Here is an 18,344-nt window from a genome sequence, read left to right as displayed (position 1 = left end):
GGGTTAGTTTATTTATAAAGCTTAACCGCTTAAGCTTTAACCAATGCGCTCACTTGAGCGACTACCTCATCCAATGATAACTCAGTGGTATCAATGATAAGGGCGTCTTTTGCAGGTTTTAAAGGAGAATGTTTGCGTGAACTATCACGCGCATCACGCGCCTCAACCTCTGCTAAGATCTGCGACATTATACCCTTGTGACCTTGTACTTGCAATTGTTTTAGGCGTCTATTAGAACGCGCCGCACTACTCGCTGTAAGGTAGACTTTAAACGCTGCCTCTTGAAACACTACTGTGCCCATATCACGCCCGTCAGCTACCAAGCCAGGGGCTACTGCAAAGTCTTGCTGACGCTTTAACAATGCACTACGCACCACACCAATAGAGGCGATGCGAGAGGCCATTTCACCCGTTTGCTCGGTGCGTAAAACACTAGATACATCTTTACCATCTAAGTACACACTAACCAATTCACTATCTTGGTGAGTTTTAAAGGCTAAATCTAGATTTTTAGCAATTTCCTCCAATGCTTTTTCATCAGCTACATCAATATTTCTAGCATCGACTGCCAAGGCAAAAGCACGATAAATAGCGCCAGAATCTAATAAATGCCAGCCTTGTTGCTGTGCAATAACGCGAGCGACCGTACCTTTTCCAACGCCACTAGGACCGTCAATGGTTAGTACCGGTGCACTCATTTAACTTCCGGCCTCATGTGAGGAAATAACAACACGTCACGAATTGATGGCGAATCGGTAAATAGCATAACCAATCGGTCGATACCAATACCTTCACCTGCTGTTGGCGGCATACCGTATTCGAGTGCACGAATATAGTCGCTGTCATAATGCATGGCTTCATCATCGCCTGCATCCTTTTCAGCCACTTGCGCTTTAAATCGCTGAGCTTGATCTTGTGCATCATTTAGCTCGGAAAAGCCATTGGCAATTTCGCGTCCGCCAATAAATAGCTCGAATCGATCAGTGATAAATGGATTGTCGTCATTGCGCCTTGCTAAAGGCGAGACTTCTGTTGGATACTCAGTAATGAAAGTTGGCTGCATGAGCTTTTCTTCTACTGTTTTTTCAAAAATTTCAATTTGAATCTTGCCCAAACCCCAATTATCCTTAACCTCTATGCCTAATGTTTCAGCAGTTGCTTTGGCGTTAGCCTCGTTTAAATCATCTGCCTTGAAATTAGGATTGTATTTAAGAATAGAATCAAACACGCTAATACGATTAAACGCTTTGGAGAAATCAAAATCATCACCTTGATAATGAATAGTTGAACTGCCACAGACATCCACAGCAATGCCGCGAAATAGTTTTTCCGTTAAATCCATTAGGTCATGATAAGTGGCGTAGGCTTGATAAAACTCAATCATAGTAAACTCTGGATTATGGCGCGTTGACAAGCCCTCGTTTCTGAAGTTACGATTAATTTCAAACACCCTATCCATGCCACCAACCACCAAGCGCTTGAGATAAAGCTCTGGCGCAATACGCAAAAACATTTGCATATCTAAGGCGTTATGATGCGTTTCAAACGGCTTAGCTGTGGCACCACCAGGAATGGTTTGTAACATTGGTGTTTCGACTTCCATAAAGTCAGCATCATTAAAGAAATTACGAATATAAGACACAATTGCACTACGACGTTTAAATGTAGCGCGAGTTTGCTCATTGGTAATTAAGTCAACATAGCGTTGACGATACCTAACTTCTTGATCTGACAGGCCGTGAAATTTCTCCGGCAAAGGTCTGAGTGATTTGGTTAATAGCTTAATACTATCAACACGCACTGACAACTCACCCACGTTGGTTTTAAACAAAGTGCCCGTCGTGGCCAAAATATCACCAATATCCCATTTTTTAAACTGTTCGTTATAAAAACCTTCAGGCAGTTCATCACGAGTGACAAATATTTGAATTTTGCCACTAGAATCTTGCAACGTTGCAAAGCTGGCTTTACCCATAACGCGCTTAAGCATCATACGCCCTGCAATTGAGACTTTGACTGACTTCTCTTCTAATTCTTCTTTAGAAAATTGATCATAGTCACTTAAGATATTTTGCGCCAAATTCTCAGGTTTAAAATCGTTGACAAATGGATTGCCCGCCTCTCTTAATTTATCCAGTTTTGATTTTCTTTCAGCAATTAGCTTGTTGTTGTCTTGGTCACTCATGATTTTAATGTTGTGTTTTAGTTTCTAATTCTTGTTGTGCTAGGGTTTTTGCTTTGGTCAAATCTTGTTCAGATTGAACTGCATTACCTAAGCGCTTGTGCAAAGTGCCACGATTATAATAGGCTTGGTAAAAATTTGCATCCAATTCAATGGCTTTATTTAAATCATTCAATGCTAAATCATCTTTAGCAGATTTAATATAGGCATTACCCCGATTATAAATAGCGGCTATATAGTTACCATCCAAGCTAATCGCTTGCGAGTAAGCCCCTATTGCCTCCTCGCTTCGCTCTAGTCGATCATAACAATTACCCAAATTATTAAAGGCGCCGCTGTCAGTGTTCTTAAGCGTGATGGCTTTCTCAAAGTATTCTATAGCCGAGTCAAAGTTTTCTTTTTCTTGTTCGAGGTAAGCTAGACAAAAATAAGCCTCAGCACTATTTGGGTTCGCTTTAATGGCGCTCGACATACTTTCAATAGCTAAATCGTCATTACCTTGCAGTTGATGTAAATTGCCCAAACTTAGGTACGCATTAGCCTTAAGAGTCTCATCTGCACTTGTATGGTTAATTAATTCATTCCACGCTTGAATCGCCAGAGAAAGGTCATTATTTTTCTGGTGTGTGTAAGCACTCACCATTAAATTGCTCAGTTCTGTCTCGTTACTCATAACTCAGTAATAATTAGTTTACGGGTGTTGTTGCCAGAACGATGTTCATATAAATACAAGCCTTGGAATTTACCCAAAGCCAGCTTACCATTAATTATCGGAATGGTTTTAGCCTCACCTGTTAGAATCGATCTGATATGACCCGACATATCAAGGTCACCTTGGCCTTTATGACGATAATTTGGATCTGCATCTGCCACTTGTTTTTTAAAATAATCTTCAACATCAAGCAGTAAATCAGGATCCTCATTGCCGGTAATAATAAGTGATGCAGAGGTATGAGTTACAAACACATGGCACAATTGAGCGTCAGCCTTTTTAAGTTGTGCATTGACCTGGGCAGTAATATCTATTACACCACGACCTTGAGTGCTGACAATTAACGTTTGACTCACTTAAGTAAATCCCTGGCTTTTTGTGTGTCGACCACCCCAGAGGTGTTAGAGGGCTTTTTACCTAATGAGCGAATAAAGAAAAACAAGCCTAGCGCTAAAAATACAAAAGGTGCGTACCATAATAAATAGGTATTTTTATTCATTGGCGGCTTAAACACTACAAAATCGCCATAACGATCAGTCATATATCGGCGAATGCTGTCGTCTGTTTGATCATCAATAATAAGCTCGCGTACTTTTTCACGCAAATCTTTTGCCAGCCCAGCATTCGAGCCACCAATACTTTGCCCCTGACAAACTGGGCAACGTATTTCATCAATCAAGCTGCGATATCTTTGTTCGTGAGCCTCATTTTTAAAGCTATTTGCCTCAATACTTTCGCCGAAAGCTGGCTGAAAAGCTAATAATGCAATACATAGGGCAACTCTTTTAAATAGGGCTGTTGTTTGGGTAAAATTTCGCATACGCTATTTATGAACACTAAAACCTAGATTTTACACTTCTCGACGGATGTAAAAGGAGACCCATGCCATTAATTACACTTGATAAAATTTCTTTGAGTTTTTCAGATAAGCCCATACTCAACGAGGTTAGCTCCACCATCTTAAAAGGTGACAAAATCGCTCTGATTGGTCGAAATGGCGAAGGAAAATCAACCTTTATGCGCATTTTAGCTGGCTCTATCGAGCCCGATGATGGCAAATTAAAGGTTAAAAATGGCATAAAAATTAGCTTTTTAGAGCAAATGCCACCTGAAGACAATGACAAAATTCTGTTTAATATTGTGTCTGAAGGTTTGGGTGAAATTGGCGATATTATCGCTCAATATCAACATTTTATTCATATTGGTGAGCTTGATAAAGCTGGTGATTTTCAACAGAAAATTGACCAGCTCGATGGTTGGCAATACTTACACAAAATCGAGGCTATTCTTAATCGATTTTCACTCAATCCACAAACCTCGCTTGCCACTTTATCAGGCGGCTGGAGGCGTCGCGTTATGTTAGCACGCGCTTTAATTCAAGAGCCTGACGTACTATTACTAGACGAGCCAACCAACCATATGGATATTACTGCCATTTTGGATTTGGAACGCATGCTAAAGGAATACCACGGAACCCTGGTTATTATTAGTCATGACCGCTCATTCATTGCCGGCATTGTGAACAAAGTTTTTGATCTTGATCGAGGACGTTTAAGTGTCTTTGAATGCGACTACAAAGCTTATGTAAAACGTAAAGATGAACAGCTTCATGCTGAGGAGATTGCCAATGCTCGCTTTGATAAAAAACTGGCTCAAGAAGAAGTTTGGATTCGCCAAGGTATTAAAGCTCGTCGCACCCGAAATGAAGGCAGGGTTCGGTCTTTAGAGTCTATGCGCAAATCTTTCACTGATCGTCGTGCGAAAAAAGGCAACGTTAAAATTCATGCTTTAGAAGATGAAAATAGGGCTTCAAAAGTCGTCTTTGAAGTGAGAAAAATTTCCTATGAAATAGCAGGTTTGGAGCTGGTCAAAGACTTCTCAATGTTGGTTTTAAAAGGTGAGAAAATTGGCATCATTGGTGGCAATGGTAGCGGTAAATCTACATTCATCAAGCTACTACTAGACGAACTACAGCCAACCAAGGGCACAATACGACGCTCCAAAACCATTCAACTCGCCTATTTTGATCAAATGCGTGATAATCTTGATCCAAATATGAAAGCCATGGACTTTGTCTCTGGCGGTCGTGAACATATTGATATTGGCGGCAAGAGTAAGCATATTATCGGTTATTTACGCCAGTTTTTATTCACAGGCAAGCAAGCCATGGCACCAATTAGGATGTTTTCTGGTGGCGAGAAGAATCGACTCATGCTCGCTAAAATCCTATCTCAACCTGCCAACCTGCTTGTGCTTGATGAGCCCACCAATGATTTAGATGTAGAAACCCTCGAGCTTCTAGAAGAAATGCTGGTGGATTACAAAGGCACACTGATTTTAATTTCTCACGATCGAACTTTTTTAAATAATGTTGTTGGCTCAACTGTGGTACTCGATGGAGATGGTGTTATTAATCAATATGCAGGTGGCTATGATGATTATCTGATTCAAAAACAGGACAAGGTAGCGACTCAAAAAACCAAAACAAAGCCCAAACCAAAGGCTGAAAATTCAACTGCTAACAACCCTAAGAAACTTAACTACAAGCAACAACAAGCGTTAAAGCAATTGCCTGAAAAAATTGAAAAAACTGAAATTGAAATTGGAGAAATTCAGATGCTACTCTCAGACCCAGAATTTTTCCAAACAGATGAATCGCAAGATGCACTCATTCGCCTAGCCAGATTAGAAGCGGATTTAGAACGCTACTTTGACCAATGGGGAGAGCTAGAATGAATAAAAAAATACCGCTTATTGTTGACCTGGACCACACCCTTATTAACACCGACTTATTATACGAATCTTCCCTAGGTACTCTTAAAAAACAACCTTGGCTGATTTTGCTTTATCCGTTTTGGTTTTTTAAAGGCAAGGGTTATTTGAAAGATCAACTGGTTAAACGTTTTACAGTAGACGTATCTAGCCTACCCTACCTGCAAGAAACCATTGATTATATTCATGAGCGTAAACAACAAGGATCGAGCATTATTTTAGCAACAGCTTCGCACAAAGACTACGCTTTTGCCGTTGCCAAACACATTGATTTGTTTGATGACGTTATGGCTAGTAATGCCGATTTCAACCTATCTTCGCACAATAAAGCTGATAAGCTTATTGAGCGTTTTGGCCATAAGGGATTTGATTATATGGGTGATCATATGCGCGATATGCCAGTTTGGGAGGCGTCAAACTTGTCAATTTTGGTAAATGTCACTAACAAAATTATCAAGCACACAGCCCATTTAAACACGCTACTTATTTCCAAAAAAGCATCATGAGTCAAGCTTGGTTATTTTTAATATTGGCTATTGCTCTTGAAGTGGCTGGCACGACTGCTATGAAACTCTCAGATGGTTTTAGCAAACTCTTACCCTCTGTGCTAATCTTTGTTTGCTATGCCTTATCATTTATCGCCTTAACCTTGGCCTTAAAAAAGTTTGAAATGGGTATTGCTTATGCCATTTGGGCAGGACTAGGTACAGTACTCATCACTGTGATTGGTATTATGTATTTCGAAGAATCTATTAGCTTTGTGAAATTTTTTAGCATTCTTTTGATTGTTGCTGGGGTTATTGGCTTACATTTAAGCGCCAATAACCTTTAGCAAAAAATTAGCCTTCTAGCAAATACGACAAACCGCCTAATAACAGATAAATAACTGTCGTAACAATCAAAGTTGCGGCAATCACTCGTGCTATTTTTAAATTTTTTCCTAATACTTTATTGCTGATAAACCAGACACAATAACCAACAATAAAAGCAATAATTAAAAGACGAATTAAAAACATAGTTCCTACCTAGATGCGTTGAGTGTTTCGACTATTTTAGTCGCTAATGCTAAATTAATACCATGGACTTTTTGAATTTCATCAACAGACGCTTGTTTGATTTCTTGGAGTCCGCCAAAATAATTGAGCAGTGCAGCTCGCCTTAATTTACCCACCCCAGAAATAGATTCTAAAGGCGAAGTGGTACGATTTTTAGAGCGTTTTATCCGATGATTTTTAATCGCAAAACGGTGCGATTCATCGCGAATGTGATTAATCAGCATAAGAGCTGGATCATGGGGTGGCAGATTAATCTTATGTACTTGCCCCTGATCAACAGTGATTAGCGTCTCCAAACCAGCTTTGCGTTTTTCACCCTTAGCAACACCAACCAATTGAACCTCGTCAATGCCAATAGAATCCATGACCATAATAGCTTGATTAAGCTGACCCAATCCACCATCAACAAAGACCAAGTCTGGCAATGGCTGTTTGTTTTTTAAACGTTTAGAATAACGCCGAAAAATCACTTGATTCATCGCCGCATAATCATCGCCTGGGGTGATATTTTTAATGTCAAATTGACGATACTTACTCACTTTCGGCACGCCTTTTTCAAACACAACACACGAAGCTGTAGTGGATTCACCCATCATATGGCTGATATCAAAACACTCCATTGTTTCTGGCAGTTTTTTTAAATTCAAAATACTTTGCAAATGCACGAGGGTTGATTTCTTTCTAAATCTGGCCAAAAGATTTTGATTAAGATTTTCTTTAACGGTTAAATTTGCAATGTTTAAATAATGCTTTTTATTCTTGCCTGGGGCGTCAATAATATGGGTATTGAGCGCCGTGGAAATAATTTTTTTGTCTAACAGTTGATGACTAAGTAGTAGTTGTTTCGGGGTGTCTTTTCCGACATAATACAAAGGCAAAAAAGCACTCAGAACCACTTCAACCGCTTGATGGGATGAGTTTTTCGGCAAAATAAACTCTTGCCCTACTTGCTTACCCGAACGAATAAACAACACCTCAATTGCATTAACACCATCTTGCTGATAAACAGCAATAACATCCATATCCGCTGTAGAGTTTGAAGCATGCCGCTCTTGAATTTTTCTTAAATCAATCAGTTGGTCACGCAAGTGTGCAGCGAGCTCAAATTCTTGATTGGCTGATGCAATTTGCATTTTTTGAGAAATTTTATCTAAAGTTTGCTTGCCCTTACCTGCCAAAAACAAAGACATCATCTTGACATCTTGCTGATAATTTTCATCGTTAATATGCCCGACACAAGGCGCACTACACAAACCGATTTGATACTCCAAACACGCTCTAGATCTAGATCTATAAGTTGCATTAGTGCATTGCCTTACTTTAAATATCTTCTTTAGCAACCCAAGAGAGTCTCGCACCACATGAGCCGAGGGGTATGGTCCAAAATACTGGCATTTTTCTTGTTTTTTTCCTCTAAAAAAACTCACTCTAGGATGTTTGTCATTACTAATAGCAATATAAGGGTAACTCTTTGAATCTTTTAACAAAATATTGTATCTAGGCATATGCTGTTTAATCAGCTCTGCCTCAAGTAATAGTGCTTGGGTTTCGGTCTCAGTTAGCAACACCTCAAAGCTATCAATATTAGCGACAAGTGCTCGAGTCTTGCCGCTATCATGATGTTTAACAAAATAGCTAGAAACTCGATTTTTTAGGTTTTTAGCCTTGCCTACATAAATGACTAAACCCTGTTTATCCAGCATTTGATAAACACCAGAATTTTGCGTTAGATTGTCAAGTTTTTCTTGAATAGACATAAGTGAAAAAGGTAAAATAAAAACAAAATTTATTTCTTACTATAAATAATGATAAAAACAGCTCTTATTATATTATCTATCCTGCAAATGAACTTTGCTTTTGCACAATCAGAGGCTCCTAAAATTCCCATTGATAAAAAAGAGGTAATTGAAATTCTTGATCCTCCTGGTGCAGCAGCTCTTAACATTATGCTTAGTGCGCTTTCTTCATTTAAAGAGCTGAAAAAATCCGAGCAAGCCTCAATAGAAAACACCACAAGCCTAGTTAAGATAAAGGTTTTGCCTTTTATCGATATGCAGACTAGCACCCAAATCGCTCTTGAAGATCACTGGGATCAATTAAATATTGCACAAAAACAATTGTTTATTAACTACATTGAACACTCTTTAATCAAAGATTATGTCGGCATGCTGCATTCCTATAAGGATATAGATTTTGTCGAAATCGCCTTACAGAAAAAAGTTTTAAGAAAGGACAATAAGGCCTTGGTTAAGCTTGAAATTAAAGCCAACGCACAAAGCAAACCTTCACTAATTACTTTAAAAATGATTAGGAATGAACGCTGGAGAATATATGATGTGGTGTTTGCTGGCGTAAGTGTTGTTAAAAATTATAACGCACAGTTTAACTCACATATTAAACGTAAAGGCTTAGACAGTTTAATTCAAAAAACCTTTGATAAACTCAATCAGAAATAATGTATAAACTGGTTATCAAAGGCGGTACACCGCTTAACGGAACGGTTAAGATTGCTGGGTCTAAAAATGCCGCACTGCCTATTTTATTTGCCTCAATTTTAGCCGATGGACCACTAACACTCACCAATACACCTCATCTGAGCGACGTCTCAACCACGCTAAGACTACTTATGGATATGGGCGGAGAATTCATTCTTGAGTCTGATAACTCTTTGCATATTAACGCCTCAAAACTCACCAAATTAATGGGTGAGTACGATTTAGTTAAAACTATGCGTGCTTCAATTTTGGCACTCGGACCAATGCTGGCCAAATATAAAGAGGCCAAAATATCCCTACCTGGTGGTTGTGCTATTGGCACTCGACCGGTTAACTTACATTTAAAAGCACTAGAAAGCCTAGGGGCGAAAATCACGGTTGAAGGTGGCTATATTTATGCAACGACTGATCAACTGATTGGCGCGGATATACATTTTGAGCAAGTCAGTGTTACCGCCACTGAAAATATCCTCATGGCGGCCACTTTAGCCCAAGGCACAACCACTGTCCACAACGCCGCCCAAGAGCCTGAAATTGTAGACTTGGTGAATTGCTTAATCAGCATGGGTGCTAAGATTAGCGGTGCTGGTACATCTGTTATTACTATTCAAGGAGTTTCCAATCTCTCTGGCACTAGCCATAGTGTTTGTCCAGATCGTATTGAAGCAGGCACTTATCTCATCGCCGGCGCAATTACCGGCGGAAAAATCACACTTAAAAACGCTCGCCACCAATCAATGCAGGCTATTATTAGCAAACTACAAGAGGCTGGTGCTACAATTGATTATGATGATCAATCAATCACGCTCGATATGAAAGGAAAACGCCCTAAAGCCGTTAATGTAAAAACCAGTGCTTATCCAAATTTCCCGACTGATATGCAAGCGCAATTTTGTGCACTCAATAGCATTGCCGACGGACAGTCAGCCATTACCGAAACCATCTTTGAAAATCGCTTTATGCACATTCCAGAGCTATCACGCATGGGCGCCAAGCTGACTTTAGAAGGTAACACGGTTATTTGCAAAGGTGTAAAATCGCTAACAGGCGCGAATTTGATGGCAACTGACTTACGAGCTTCGGCTTCTTTGGTGCTCGCCGGCTTAGCTGCCACAGGCATAACCACGATTGAACGCGTTTATCACCTTGATCGCGGCTATGAAACCATTGAAGAGAAATTAAAATTACTAGGCGCTCAAATTGAACGCATACAAGATTAGAGAAAAAATATCATGTTAACCATAGCACTATCTAAAGGCAGAATCTTAGAGCAAACCCTACCCTTATTAAAAAAAGCTGGACTAGAAATTGCTGATGAAGAGCTTAATTCTCGTAAGCTAATTCTGGATACTAACCTTGAGGATATAAAAGTCATTATTATTCGAGCCACTGATGTGCCCGTTTTTGTACAACATGGCGCTGCTGATATAGGCATTGCTGGTAAAGATGTGCTTCTTGAGCATGGTGCTAATGGGCTTTTTGAAATGTTGGATTTGGGCATTGCTAAGTGCAAACTTATGGTGGCTGCTAAATCTCCAGATTATCAACAAACGGGTGTTTTAAAAGTAGCAACAAAATACGTAAAATCTGCCAAACAATACTTTGAGAAAAAAGGCCAGCCTTGTGAAATCATCAAATTATATGGCGCGATGGAGCTTGCCCCTGTGGTTGGCTTGTCGCACTGCATTGTGGATTTGGTTGATACCGGCAATACCCTAAAAGCTAACGGCCTTATCCCATTAGACCATATTGTAGATATTAGCTCACGCTTAGTAGTCAACAGCGCCTCATTTAAAACTAAAAATACAGTTATTAAAGCGTGGATTAAAGCCATTGAAAAAAACCTATGATTACAAAACTTAACTCTAGCCATTCAGACTTTCAAGATAATTTAAGCAAACTACTCGCTTGGGAAAGCGTTTCTAATAGTGAAGTTGCACAAACAGTTGATGACATTATTGCTAATATTCGCAACACTGGTGATAAAGCTTTAGTGGATTACACCAATCGATTTGATAGAATGAATGCTCAGAATATGGGCGAGCTGTCAATTAACACAGCAACCCTAAAAGAAGCATTCGATACACTCGATGAACAAGAAAAAACCGCTCTAAAAACTGCTGCCGATCGGGTAAAGACATACCATCAAAAACAAAAACAAGATACTTGGACTTACACCGAAGATGACGGCACCATGCTTGGCCAGAAAATCACCCCGCTAGATCGTGTCGGTTTGTATGTACCGGGCGGTAAGGCAGCCTACCCTTCTTCGGTATTGATGAACGCTATTCCTGCTAAAGTAGCAGGCGTTGAAGAACTTATTATGGTAGTGCCAACTCCAGACAGCGTTACCAATCAATTGGTGCTTGCTGCGGCTTATATTTCAGGTGTAGATACTGTTTTTACTGTGGGTGGCGCGCAAGCAGTTGCAGCATTAGCTTACGGCACACAAACCATTCCCAAAGTTGATAAAATCGTCGGCCCGGGTAATATCTATGTGGCTACTGCTAAGCGTGTTGTCTTTGGTCAGGTAGGCATTGATATGATTGCCGGACCGAGTGAAATACTGATTATTTGCGATGGAAAAACCAATCCAGACTGGATTGCAATGGATTTATTCTCTCAAGCTGAACACGATGAAGATGCCCAGTCTATTCTACTTTGTCCAGATGCGGATTTTATCGACCAAGTTGAAGCAAGCATTACCAAGCTACTACCAACTATGAAACGCAAAGCTATCATTGCCACTGCACTTAAAGATCGCGGTGCATTGATTCTAACCAAAGACATGGATGAGGCAATCTCACTATCAAACCAAATTGCGCCTGAGCATTTAGAGCTCTCTGTTGAAGATCCACAAGCCATGCTAGACGGCATTAAACACGCGGGTGCGATCTTTATGGGCAGACACACCTGCGAATCACTTGGCGACTATTGCGCTGGTCCAAACCATGTGCTACCAACTTCCGGCACAGCAAGATTCTCATCACCTCTTGGTGTTTATGACTTCCAAAAGAAATCAAGCTTGATTATGGTGTCTGACGAAGGTGCTAATGTATTAGGTGAAATTGCTGCAACTTTGGCTGACGGCGAAGGCCTACAGGCTCACGCGCAGTCCGCCCGCTACCGAATCAAATAAAAATAACTGCGTCTTTTTCCTTCTACCCCTCAAGGGGGTACTGAACCGAGTGTTTTGTTAGATTTTTAAAATTTTCAATCGCATAGATTTACTATGCTTAATCAAATTTTACAAGATCTGCCTCACACAAGAAAAAAATACTGGCTATTTCCTGAATAGCTTACGTTCTAACAATAAAAATAGTGGGAATTTAGTCATTTCTATTATTTCGGAAATTTTTCCATTTTTTTATAGGTCTTAACTTTAGCCATATAAATTTAAAGAAAAGCCCTTTAAAAACTGCCAATTTGCCTTCAAACTAAGGAATCAAAGGGTTTTAAGTGTTTTAAGTGTTTTTTGTTAGAAATTTTGATTTGATTTTGATTATTTCCAATATTTTTAATAGCTACTTATCCAAGTAGTGCATTAAACACAAAACCACCAACAATGGCCATGGTGAAAATAACACTTAAAAATGCCAATAACAACGGCCATTTAAAGATCTTCTTCAATAAAATCATCTCCGGTAAACTAGCACCACCACTACCAATCACCAGCGCCATAACTGCACCAATACTCACACCTTTAGCGACAAAAGAGCCGATTAGTGGAATGAGTGCGGTAACACGAATATAAAGAGGGATGCCTACCAATGCTGCCACTGGAATGGCCGCAGGATTGTCTTTTCCAGCCACCTCAGTAAAGAAATCAGCTGGCACAAAGCCGTGAACAAAAGCGCCAATAATCATGGAAATAAACATGTACGGCATCATGACTTTAAATAGTGACCAACTCTCCACCCAGGCCAGCTGATATTTACTGGGTTCAGTTTTTTTCTCACCACAACAGCCTGATGTTTGCTCTTCTGTTGAACAACAGTCTGAAGATGAGCCACTTGCTGGCTCACAGCAGTTCGACTCCGTTGCACAACATGAGCTAATTCCAATTAATTCTTGCTTCACGAAACGATCAAACTTAAAGTATTGCAACAAAACACCGGCAGCAATCGAAATGCTTAACGCCAAAACAGCGTAAATAATAGTTACCTGAACACCCAAAACGGGGATAAATAAGATAATTACAATGGGATTAAGTAAAGGTGAGGTAAACAAAAATGTCATTATTGGGCCAAAACCTGCGCGCGCTTTAAGTAGGCCAATTAGCATAGGAATGGTAGAACAGCTACAAAATGGAGTGATTGCACCTAAGCCTGCAGAGATTAAAAATCCTTTACCGTTACGAGTGCCCAATAATTTTTGAATTCTTTCAGCTGAAATATTTTGGTTAATAATGGCAACTAAATAGCTAATTGCAATAAATAACAGCGTTAACTCAACAAACAAAGTAACAAATGCTTCGCCTGTTTCTATTAGTTTTTGCTGTATTTCTATTGTGAAAAAATCACCCATATCGGCTTAGAATGGGAACTTATTACCACCACCCATGCCAGGAAGTTTCATTTTAGATAAGTCAGGCATGCCAGCAGGCATTTCACCGCCAGCTTGAGCACCAGCCATTTTTGCCATCATTTTTTGCATTTTTCCGCCACCCATTTTTTTCATTTGTTTTTGCATTTTCTCAAACTGCTTTAACAATTTATTAACGTCTTGTGGCGACGTACCTGACCCCTTAGCAATGCGATTTTTACGTGAGCCTTTAATGAGCTTAATATGGGAGCGCTCCTTGGATGTCATCGAGTTAATAATCGCCACCATTCTTTTGGTATCTACCCCGCCCATCATTTGATTTTTAACACTCTGAGGAATTTGACCCATACCTGGCATTTTATCCATCAAAGCCTCCATGCCACCCATTTGCTCCATTTGCAAAAGTTGTTCACGCATATCATCCAAATCAAACTGACCTTTGGCCATTTTTTTAACGGATTTTTCGGCTTTTTTATGATCAACTTTTCGCGATATTTCCTCCACCAAAGAGAGTACATCGCCCATACCGAGCAAGCGCGAAACCACACGATCTGGATGGAACGGCTCGAGTGCGTCAATTTTCTCGCCGACACCCAAAAACTTAATTGGCTTGCCGGTAATGTGGCGCACAGAAAGCGCTGCACCACCTCGTGCATCACCATCGGTTTTGGTTAGGATAACACCTGTTAAGGGTAAAGCATCTGCAAATGCTTTAGCGGTATGAGCCGCATCTTGACCGGTCATTGAATCAACGACAAAGAGAGTTTCAATTGGATTGACTTTTTTCTGTAGCGTTTGGATCTCATCCATCATCTCGCTATCAATATGCAAACGACCAGCGGTATCCACCAATAGCACATCAAAGAATTGTTGTTGCGCATGCTTTTTAGCTGCTGCGACAATTTTTTCTGGTTTTTGCTTGATATCTGATGGGAAAAAATCAACCTCAACTTGTTTGGCCAAAACCTCTAACTGCGCAATGGCTGCTGGACGATAAACATCCGCACTCACCACCAAGACTTTTTTGTTTTCACGCTCTTTTAAGTAACGCGCTAATTTGGCAATTGAAGTGGTTTTACCTGCACCTTGCAGGCCCGCTACCATCACCACTGCAGGTGGTTGCGCTTTAAGATCTAGGGTTTTATTTTCACCGCCAATAATATCAGTCAGTTCTGTTTCAACCAGCTTAATAAAGGCCTGAGATGGGTTAAGCCCCTCTGCCACTTTAAGTCCGAGTGCTTTTTCTTGAACGCGATCTAAAAAATCCTTAATGACTTCAAGGGCAACATCGGCCTCTAACAAGGCACGGCGCACTTCACGAATGGCTTCTTTTATATTGGATTCGGACAGCTTATTTTTTCCTTGTAAGGCTTTAAAGCTATTGGACAGGCGATCGGTTAAATTATCAAACATTATTACTATTATTGAATCAAAGTATCGTATTATAGTACCTTGTATTAATCCAACCAGTTAATTATGTTTTTATCTTATTTTGCAATATCGGCTTATTTGGCTGCAGCTCTATTGCTCATGCGTTTTTTTAGCAAAAATGAACTTGCTCACCCTCATCAGCAAACCACTTCTTTGCTTATTAGTTTTGCCATTATCGCTCAAACACTGACTTTCACTAATTTTTGGACGACAGAAGGTGTTGTATTTGGCTTGGCAAATAGTGCTTCATTTGTTGCTTGGCTTATTGCTATTTTGCTATTTTTATCTTCTATTTCCAAGCCGGTGCATGCGCTAGGTATTTTGGTTTACCCATTGGCAGCAATTACATTGGCCTTTAGCATTGCCTTCCCAGATGCAACCGGAAAAGAGGCAACTCACATGAGTCTCGCTTTGGCATCACACGTATTTTTATCAATCACAGCCTACGCCCTACTTGCACTCGCTGTTTGTCAGTCAGTCTTATTAAAAATTCAAGAGCGTCATCTTCATGGTAGAAAAATAAACACATTTATCAATAAACTCCCAGCCCTACAAACCATGGAAAACTTAATGTTTCAAGGCTTAAGAATTGGCTTCTATCTTCTAACTTTATCACTGATTACCGGATTTATTATTGTTGAGGATTTCTTCACTCAGCGCTTAATTCATACAGCTACACTTTCTCTAATTGCCTGGGGTATTTTTGCCACACTTTTCTTTGGCAGGAAACTGTTTGGCTGGCGTGGTAAGCAAGCTATTACCGCTACACAAGTCGGATTTGCTATTTTGGTATTGGCATATTTTGGCTCTAAGTTTGTGATTGAACGCTTACTTAGTTAATCTATTTAAGACTTAGATTCAAATAGATTAATCGATATGAAGGACGGCTAAAAACGCCTCTTGCGGAATATCAACACGACCCACACTGCGCATGCGCTTTTTACCTTTTTTCTGCTTATCTAGTAATTTACGCTTACGTGACACATCACCACCATAACACTTAGCTGTTACATTTTTTCTAAGTGCTTTAACATTCGCACGTGAGATAATTTTGACACCAATACACGCTTGAATCGCCACATCAAACATTTGGCGCGGGATTAGTTCTTTCATTTTCTCAGCAATTTCTCTGCCCTTACGCACCGAATCATCGCGATGAATAATAAGCGCTAAAGCGTCTACTGGCTCTTGGTTAATCATAATATCTAGGCGGATCAGATCAGACTCTTGATAGCGTTCAAACTGATAATCCATCGAAGCAAAGCCGCGTGAAACTGATTTAAGTCGATCAAAGAAATCAAGCACCACTTCATTCAAAGGCAATTCATAAACCAATTGTACTTGTCTACCCAGATAAGTCAGGCTCTTTTGCACGCCACGTTTTTCTACACATAGGCTGATAACTGCACCGACAAATTCATCAGTTACCAAGATATTAGCGGTAATAATTGGTTCTCTAAATTCTGCAATCGCTTGATTTTCAGGCATTTTAGAGGGGCTATCAACATGATGAATATTGCCCTTACTATCTAGTATTTCATAAATAACTGTTGGTGCTGTGGTGATGAGATCTAGATCATATTCACGCTCTAAGCGCTCTTGAACAATCTCCATATGTAACAAACCTAAAAAACCAATACGAAAGCCAAAGCCTAGTGCATCTGAGCTTTCTGGCTCATATTGTAGTGCGGCATCATTCAGACGCAGTTTCGCTAAAGCATCACGGAATTTCTCATAGTCTTCACCAGAAATAGGGAACAAGCCTGCAAATACGCGCGGCTGTACCGGTTTAAATCCCTCTAAAGGTTCAGAAACTGAATTTTTAGCGCCTGTAATTGTATCGCCTACTGGTGCGCCATCGATATTTTTAATATTGGCAATTAGAAACCCAACTTCGCCAGCTTTTAAGCTGTCAGTTTTAACACGTTTAGGGGTAAAAACACCCACCTCATCTACTGAATGTTCGTCACCATTAGAAAAAATCTTAATCTTTGTTTTGGCTTTGATCTCACCATCGATCACCCGAACTAACGAGACAACACCCAAGTAATTATCAAACCAAGAATCAATAATTAGTGCTTTAATAGGTGCATCAATAACCCCTTCTGGGGCAGGAATTTTCTCAACAATTTGTTCCAAAATATCTTGAATACCAAGCCCAGATTTGGCACTTGCATACACTGCATCTGTCGCTTCAATACCGATCACATCTTCAATTTCTTCAATAACACGCTCTGGCTCTGCAGCAGGAAGATCAACTTTATTAAGCACCGCAACCACTTCCAAGCCTTGATCTAATGCGGTATAACAATTAGCAACAGTTTGTGCTTCAACGCCTTGAGAGGCGTCCACAATCAGTAGTGCGCCTTCGCAAGCAGAGAGTGAGCGCGAAACCTCATAAGAAAAATCAACATGTCCAGGCGTATCAATAAAATTTAGCTGATAAATTTCACCATTGTTAGCCTTATAATCCAAAGTAACACTTTGAGATTTGATAGTAATACCCCGCTCTTTTTCAATATCCATCGAATCAAGTACTTGCGCGGACATTTCACGATCGCTCAAGCCGCCACAAAACTGGATAAACCGATCAGCAATGGTGGATTTACCATGATCAATATGAGCAATAATTGAAAAATTACGGATGTTCTTCATGAAGGTGATAAAATCAAGGTTTTAAACAGCTCATTATACAAGCAATGAATAAAGTTCAACCCATTACCTGCTCTGCAACCAGTAATTTAGACGTTAGTATTCCTGACCCACAAGGATGCAATATTATTCTGTACTTCTACCCCAAGGATGCGACGCCAGGTTGTACCACCGAAGGCCAAGATTTTAGAGATAACCATCAAGCCTTTATTGATGCAAACGCGGTTATTTATGGCGTGTCAAAAGACAGCTTAGCAAAACATGAGAAATTTAAAGCCAAGCAAGCCTTTCCGTTTGAGCTAATCTCTGATGAACAGGGTGAACTATGCGAGGTGTTCAAAGTATGGCAGTTGAAAAAATTCATGGGTAGAGAGTATATGGGTATTGTGCGCTCCACCTTTATTATTAGCCCTGAGGGCGATATCCTTAAATCTTGGAATAAAGTCAGGGTTAAAGGTCATGTTAATGAGGTCTTGGAAGCGCTCCAGTCTCTATGATAA

19 protein-coding genes are annotated in these 18,344 nt (G+C 40.0%); 9 read left to right on the top strand and 10 right to left on the bottom strand.

Annotation, left to right across the window (positions count from 1 at the left end):
• Positions 1-29 precede the first annotated feature (29 nt).
• From cmk to SP60_RS07475, 5 genes are read right to left on the bottom strand one after another with little or no spacing between them, the layout of a single operon-like run.
• Positions 30-698, bottom strand: coding sequence for a (d)CMP kinase (gene cmk, locus SP60_RS07495; protein WP_053952035.1), 669 nt, complete (start codon positions 696-698; stop codon positions 30-32).
• Positions 695-2,185, bottom strand: a complete 1,491-nt coding sequence (lysS, locus tag SP60_RS07490) for a lysine--tRNA ligase (RefSeq protein ID WP_053952034.1) — start codon at positions 2,183-2,185, stop codon at positions 695-697. Before lysS ends, cmk begins: the two co-directional genes overlap by 4 nt.
• Before the next feature lie 4 nt (positions 2,186-2,189).
• Positions 2,190-2,855: a tetratricopeptide repeat protein gene (locus tag SP60_RS07485; RefSeq protein ID WP_053952033.1), complete on the bottom strand. Its 666-nt coding sequence runs from the start codon at positions 2,853-2,855 to the stop codon at positions 2,190-2,192.
• Complete coding sequence (locus tag SP60_RS07480; RefSeq protein ID WP_053952032.1) at positions 2,852-3,250, bottom strand: secondary thiamine-phosphate synthase enzyme YjbQ; 399 nt, start codon at positions 3,248-3,250, stop codon at positions 2,852-2,854. The genes SP60_RS07485 and SP60_RS07480 overlap by 4 nt, the downstream gene beginning before the upstream one ends.
• The gene (locus tag SP60_RS07475) at positions 3,247-3,714 is read right to left on the bottom strand and encodes a cytochrome c-type biogenesis protein (protein WP_082319665.1); all 468 of its coding nucleotides are present in this window, start codon (positions 3,712-3,714) and stop codon (positions 3,247-3,249) included. The genes SP60_RS07480 and SP60_RS07475 overlap by 4 nt, the downstream gene beginning before the upstream one ends.
• Positions 3,715-3,776: 62 nt before the next feature.
• Between SP60_RS07475 and SP60_RS07470 the strand changes: the two genes are divergently transcribed.
• Genes SP60_RS07470 through SP60_RS07460 form a run of 3 tightly spaced genes read left to right on the top strand, consistent with a single transcriptional unit; the run spans position 3,777 to position 6,498 of the window.
• Positions 3,777-5,630 (top strand): ATP-binding cassette domain-containing protein, encoded by a 1,854-nt coding sequence (locus tag SP60_RS07470; protein ID WP_053952031.1) that lies wholly within the window; start codon positions 3,777-3,779, stop codon positions 5,628-5,630.
• A complete protein-coding gene (locus SP60_RS07465; RefSeq protein WP_053952030.1) occupies positions 5,627-6,172 on the top strand; it encodes a haloacid dehalogenase-like hydrolase in 546 nt (181 codons plus the stop codon). Before SP60_RS07470 ends, SP60_RS07465 begins: the two co-directional genes overlap by 4 nt.
• Positions 6,169-6,498, top strand: a complete 330-nt coding sequence (locus SP60_RS07460; RefSeq protein WP_053952029.1) for a DMT family transporter — start codon at positions 6,169-6,171, stop codon at positions 6,496-6,498. The genes SP60_RS07465 and SP60_RS07460 overlap by 4 nt, the downstream gene beginning before the upstream one ends.
• A 7-nt stretch (positions 6,499-6,505) precedes the next feature.
• Here the strand turns inward: SP60_RS07460 and SP60_RS08405 are convergent, their stop codons facing one another.
• Together SP60_RS08405 and uvrC are read right to left on the bottom strand one after the other, a co-directional pair.
• Positions 6,506-6,682, bottom strand: coding sequence for a hypothetical protein (locus SP60_RS08405; RefSeq protein WP_158403354.1), 177 nt, complete (start codon positions 6,680-6,682; stop codon positions 6,506-6,508).
• A 5-nt stretch (positions 6,683-6,687) separates the two neighbouring features.
• Positions 6,688-8,478 (bottom strand): excinuclease ABC subunit UvrC, encoded by a 1,791-nt coding sequence (gene uvrC / locus SP60_RS07455; RefSeq protein WP_053952028.1) that lies wholly within the window; start codon positions 8,476-8,478, stop codon positions 6,688-6,690.
• A gap of 48 nt (positions 8,479-8,526) precedes the next feature.
• Between uvrC and SP60_RS07450 the strand changes: the two genes are divergently transcribed.
• From SP60_RS07450 to hisD, 4 genes are read left to right on the top strand one after another with little or no spacing between them, the layout of a single operon-like run.
• The gene (locus SP60_RS07450) at positions 8,527-9,177 is read left to right on the top strand and encodes an MlaC/ttg2D family ABC transporter substrate-binding protein (protein ID WP_053952027.1); all 651 of its coding nucleotides are present in this window, start codon (positions 8,527-8,529) and stop codon (positions 9,175-9,177) included.
• The gene (gene murA / locus SP60_RS07445) at positions 9,177-10,436 is read left to right on the top strand and encodes a UDP-N-acetylglucosamine 1-carboxyvinyltransferase (RefSeq protein ID WP_053952026.1); all 1,260 of its coding nucleotides are present in this window, start codon (positions 9,177-9,179) and stop codon (positions 10,434-10,436) included. Before SP60_RS07450 ends, murA begins: the two co-directional genes overlap by 1 nt.
• 12 nt (positions 10,437-10,448) lie before the next feature.
• A complete protein-coding gene (hisG, locus tag SP60_RS07440) occupies positions 10,449-11,066 on the top strand; it encodes an ATP phosphoribosyltransferase (RefSeq protein ID WP_053952025.1) in 618 nt (205 codons plus the stop codon).
• Positions 11,063-12,355 carry a histidinol dehydrogenase gene (gene hisD / locus SP60_RS07435; protein ID WP_053952024.1) on the top strand — a complete coding sequence of 431 codons (1,293 nt, stop codon included), beginning with the start codon at positions 11,063-11,065 and terminating at the stop codon, positions 12,353-12,355. Before hisG ends, hisD begins: the two co-directional genes overlap by 4 nt.
• A gap of 389 nt (positions 12,356-12,744) precedes the next feature.
• Here hisD and SP60_RS07430 read toward each other — a convergent pair whose 3' ends face one another.
• Positions 12,745-13,743, bottom strand: a complete 999-nt coding sequence (locus SP60_RS07430; RefSeq protein WP_053952023.1) for a permease — start codon at positions 13,741-13,743, stop codon at positions 12,745-12,747.
• 6 nt (positions 13,744-13,749) lie between these two features.
• A complete protein-coding gene (gene ffh / locus SP60_RS07425; RefSeq protein WP_053952022.1) occupies positions 13,750-15,174 on the bottom strand; it encodes a signal recognition particle protein in 1,425 nt (474 codons plus the stop codon).
• 63 nt (positions 15,175-15,237) lie between these two features.
• Here ffh and SP60_RS07420 point away from each other — a divergent pair, with 63 nt between their 5' ends.
• Positions 15,238-16,032 carry a cytochrome C assembly family protein gene (locus SP60_RS07420; RefSeq protein ID WP_053952021.1) on the top strand — a complete coding sequence of 265 codons (795 nt, stop codon included), beginning with the start codon at positions 15,238-15,240 and terminating at the stop codon, positions 16,030-16,032.
• Between the two features lie 27 nt (positions 16,033-16,059).
• Here the strand turns inward: SP60_RS07420 and lepA are convergent, their stop codons facing one another.
• A complete protein-coding gene (gene lepA / locus SP60_RS07415) occupies positions 16,060-17,847 on the bottom strand; it encodes a translation elongation factor 4 (protein ID WP_053952020.1) in 1,788 nt (595 codons plus the stop codon).
• Between the two features lie 44 nt (positions 17,848-17,891).
• On the opposite strand from lepA, the gene SP60_RS07410 reads away from it, so the two are divergent.
• Positions 17,892-18,341 carry a peroxiredoxin gene (locus SP60_RS07410; protein WP_053952019.1) on the top strand — a complete coding sequence of 150 codons (450 nt, stop codon included), beginning with the start codon at positions 17,892-17,894 and terminating at the stop codon, positions 18,339-18,341.
• The last annotated feature ends 3 nt before the right edge of the window (positions 18,342-18,344 follow it).

It is taken from the genome of Candidatus Thioglobus autotrophicus, assembly GCF_001293165.1.
GTDB classification, from domain to species: domain Bacteria; phylum Pseudomonadota; class Gammaproteobacteria; order PS1; family Pseudothioglobaceae; genus Thioglobus_A; species Thioglobus_A autotrophicus.
This window is presented reverse-complemented; position numbering and strand designations above follow the sequence as displayed.

Excerpts from the sequence above, each read along its gene's own strand:
- SP60_RS07460 (WP_053952029.1), top strand. The coding sequence starts at position 6,169 with ATGAGTCAAGCTTGGTTATTTTTAATATTGGCTATTGCTCTTGAAGTG.
- uvrC (WP_053952028.1), bottom strand. The coding sequence starts at position 8,478 with ATGTCTATTCAAGAAAAACTTGACAATCTAACGCAAAATTCTGGTGTT.
- cmk (WP_053952035.1), bottom strand. The coding sequence starts at position 698 with ATGAGTGCACCGGTACTAACCATTGACGGTCCTAGTGGCGTTGGAAAA.
- murA (WP_053952026.1), top strand. The coding sequence starts at position 9,177 with ATGTATAAACTGGTTATCAAAGGCGGTACACCGCTTAACGGAACGGTT.
- SP60_RS07475 (WP_082319665.1), bottom strand. The coding sequence starts at position 3,714 with ATGCGAAATTTTACCCAAACAACAGCCCTATTTAAAAGAGTTGCCCTA.
- SP60_RS07410 (WP_053952019.1), top strand. The coding sequence starts at position 17,892 with ATGAATAAAGTTCAACCCATTACCTGCTCTGCAACCAGTAATTTAGAC.
- SP60_RS07430 (WP_053952023.1), bottom strand. The coding sequence starts at position 13,743 with ATGGGTGATTTTTTCACAATAGAAATACAGCAAAAACTAATAGAAACA.
- hisG (WP_053952025.1), top strand. The coding sequence starts at position 10,449 with ATGTTAACCATAGCACTATCTAAAGGCAGAATCTTAGAGCAAACCCTA.
- SP60_RS07485 (WP_053952033.1), bottom strand. The coding sequence starts at position 2,855 with ATGAGTAACGAGACAGAACTGAGCAATTTAATGGTGAGTGCTTACACA.
- lysS (WP_053952034.1), bottom strand. The coding sequence starts at position 2,185 with ATGAGTGACCAAGACAACAACAAGCTAATTGCTGAAAGAAAATCAAAA.
- ffh (WP_053952022.1), bottom strand. The coding sequence starts at position 15,174 with ATGTTTGATAATTTAACCGATCGCCTGTCCAATAGCTTTAAAGCCTTA.
- lepA (WP_053952020.1), bottom strand. The coding sequence starts at position 17,847 with ATGAAGAACATCCGTAATTTTTCAATTATTGCTCATATTGATCATGGT.
- SP60_RS07450 (WP_053952027.1), top strand. The coding sequence starts at position 8,527 with ATGATAAAAACAGCTCTTATTATATTATCTATCCTGCAAATGAACTTT.
- SP60_RS08405 (WP_158403354.1), bottom strand. The coding sequence starts at position 6,682 with ATGTTTTTAATTCGTCTTTTAATTATTGCTTTTATTGTTGGTTATTGT.
- SP60_RS07465 (WP_053952030.1), top strand. The coding sequence starts at position 5,627 with ATGAATAAAAAAATACCGCTTATTGTTGACCTGGACCACACCCTTATT.
- hisD (WP_053952024.1), top strand. The coding sequence starts at position 11,063 with ATGATTACAAAACTTAACTCTAGCCATTCAGACTTTCAAGATAATTTA.
- SP60_RS07470 (WP_053952031.1), top strand. The coding sequence starts at position 3,777 with ATGCCATTAATTACACTTGATAAAATTTCTTTGAGTTTTTCAGATAAG.
- SP60_RS07420 (WP_053952021.1), top strand. The coding sequence starts at position 15,238 with ATGTTTTTATCTTATTTTGCAATATCGGCTTATTTGGCTGCAGCTCTA.